The organism is Nocardioides sp. (genome assembly GCF_050699375.1).
GTDB lineage: Bacteria > Actinomycetota > Actinomycetes > Propionibacteriales > Nocardioidaceae > Nocardioides.
The window spans coordinates 1-2,720 of record NZ_JBOHDN010000399.1 but is presented as its reverse complement, the minus strand read 5'-3'; the positions used below and the strand labels follow the sequence as shown (position 1 = coordinate 2,720).

Genomic DNA, 2,720 nt, shown 5'->3' with positions numbered 1-2,720 from the left:
GTCATGTCGAGCCGACTCGGCGTGGGATCTGGTCAGGACGAGCCGACTCGGCGGCGTCGCATCCGGTCAGAGCGCGGCCCGGCGGGCCACGACCAGCTCGCCGATCTCGGGCAGCGGCGTCGTGGTGACCGTGAACCCGGCGGTTCTCAGGTCTGCGAACAGGGCCGGCCTGGGATGGGTGCGGTAATACATCACGAACTTCGGTCGCCACACCGCGTTGCGCACCCGCATCGCCAGATCGAAGCCGGAGAGCAGCCAGTACGCCGGGTGGGTCGGCCCCGGCGCCCGGCTCATCGGCAGCGCGAACACCCCGCCGGGTCGCAAGGCCCGGAGGATGCCGGTGAAGAGCGGCAGCCGCTCCTCCGGCAGGAAGTGCCCCAGCGCCCCGAAGCTCACCACCAGGTCGTACGCAGCAGCGAACGGCAGCGCGCGCGCATCGGCCCGCACCAGGTCGGCATCCGGACAGGCCTTCCGCGCCTCCTCCAGCATCCCCACGCTGAAGTCGACGCCGGTGGGTGCCTGCGCGGTCACCTCCGCGAGCACCCCCAGCCCAGCACCGGTTCCGCAGCACACGTCGAGCCCTCGCTCGAACCCGCCACGCTCCCCGAGCGCCTCGGCAGTGGCCGCGAGGATCTGGTCCGGCGTACGGAACGGGGTCGCGTCGAACTTGGGCGCCAGCAAGTCATAACCATGCTCGACCGACGACAACGCCTGCACGGCGAGCTCCTTGAGCGTAGGCCCCTCCACACCTCAACGATAGGTGTCGCGACCCCATCGCGCTCGCACTCTCCAGGACCCTAGGAGACTCAGTCACACCACACGTGACTGAGTCTCCTAGGGTCGCCGCCCGGCTGCGAGTAGATGATTGGAGAGGTCCTGGACTCCGGGTTGCCCGGCCACGGCGCGCGCCACAGTCAGTGCGGCCGCGTAGAGCTCTGGGTCGATCTCGGTCAGCTGTTCCAAGGCCAAGCCGGCAGGCCCCTCGATACCCACCACCTCGACCTGCAGCAATCCCGACTCCCTCAACTCCGCCGCCAGCTCCACACCGGTATGGAAGTGTCCGCCCGGGAATCGTCCGCCGGCGGGCGCGAAACCACGCCCGATCAGGTCTTCCCATCCGCGCGGCAAGCCGGGTCCGCCGGTGACCGCCGTGAGTCTTGCCAGTCTCGGGATCGCGGCAGCGAAGACCCACCCTCCAGGTCGCACCACCCTGATCGCCTCACGCAGCACTTGCAGCCGGTCCTCACGGTCGGCCAGGTGATAGAGCGGCCCGAGAAGCAGCACCACGTCCAAACTGCTGCGCCCGAAAGGGAGTCCGCGCGCGTCGCCGACGAGCGCGTCGAGGAACGTGCCGGACGCACGAGCCTGCTCAACCTGCTCGATGACCGGGTCCAGGAGCGTGACCCGATGCCCAGCATCAGCAAGCGCCGCGGCATGGACTCCGGTCGCGCCGCCGACATCTGCGATCCGCGATCCCTCTGGGATCCTCTCGGCGATGAGCTCCTGCGTACGCTCGAACTCAAGCCTTCCCTGGGCCGACCTGCTTGTCAGCCGCGCTCCCTCGTCCCAGTCGAGGCCGCCGTAGTAGGCCTGGATCTGCCGATCGATGTCGTCCTGGCTGGCCACGATCGCACACTATCGACCCAGCGCCTTCAGCAGGAGAGACCTTAGGAGGGTGAGTCACGTCCAGCGTGACTCACCCTCCTAAGGGTCGCCCTTCTCTTACGCCTTGGAGACGATGATCAACACCACCTCGCCCTCTCCGACGGTCGACCAGACGCGGATGGCACCGTCTGCTGACATGCCTGAATCCATGCCAGGCGCCGTCATGATCTTTCCTTCGTCAACCTCAGCAGGGGTGAGATCCGAGGGCCGGACCGCGTACTTAGTCGCCAGGGTCTCGCGCGAGATCATCTCGCCATGAGCGAGGGCTGCCTGACGTACGGCCTCGGAGCCGGTCACCGAGAGGGTGATGCGGTCCTCGACGTTGAGGCCGGAGTCCTTGCGGGCCTGCTGGACCGCGCGGATCAGGTCGCGGGCGAGGCCCTCGGCGGCGAGGTCGGGGGTGACGACCGTGTCCAGGACGATGAAACCGCTGGGCAGCATGCTAACGGCGATGTCGTCGGTCGCGGCGCCGGCGACGGTCTCCAGGGTGTACTCGCCCTCGACGAGAGCGAGGCCACCGGCCGTGACGGTGCCGTCCTCGGCCACCGACCAGTCACCGGACTTGGAGCCCTTGATGGCCTTCTGGACCTCCTTGCCCAGGCGCGGCCCGGCGGCGCGGGCGTTGACGCTGAGCTTCTGCTCGATGCCGTAGGTGCCGGCCTCCTCGGAGTCGGCGGCGAGCAGGCGTACGGACTTGACGTTGACCTCGTCGGCGACGATCTCCTCGAAGCCGGCGATGTCGGCGCCGACGACGGTCAGGCCGCCCAGCGGGAGCCGGTTGCGGAGCTTGCGTGCCTTGCGCAGCGCCGAGGTCGCCGAGCAGACCGCGCGGACCGCGTCCATCCGGGCGACCAGGTCGTCATCGGCGGGAAGGGACTCGACGACCGGGTAGTCGGTCAGGTGCACCGAGCGGCCACCGGTCAGACCACGCCAGATCTCCTCGGTGGTCAGCGGCAGCAGCGGCGCGACCAGGCGGGTGACCGTCTCCAGCACCGTGTAGAGGGTGTCGAAGGCGGCCGTGTCCTCGTTCCAGAAGCGCTCGCGGCTCCGCCGGA

General features: G+C 69.0%; 3 protein-coding genes. All 3 read right to left on the bottom strand.

The window, feature by feature from the left end:
* Positions 1–66 precede the first annotated feature (66 nt).
* The gene (locus ACRDPS_RS25985) at positions 67–747 is read right to left on the bottom strand and encodes a class I SAM-dependent methyltransferase (protein WP_431504563.1); all 681 of its coding nucleotides are present in this window, start codon (positions 745–747) and stop codon (positions 67–69) included.
* Positions 748–834: 87 nt separating this feature from the next.
* Positions 835–1,626: a class I SAM-dependent methyltransferase gene (locus ACRDPS_RS25980; protein ID WP_431504562.1), complete on the bottom strand. Its 792-nt coding sequence runs from the start codon at positions 1,624–1,626 to the stop codon at positions 835–837.
* Between the two features lie 96 nt (positions 1,627–1,722).
* Positions 1,723–2,720, bottom strand: a 998-nt coding sequence (locus ACRDPS_RS25975; RefSeq protein ID WP_431504561.1) for a DUF5915 domain-containing protein, incomplete at its 5' end; no start/stop codon positions are given.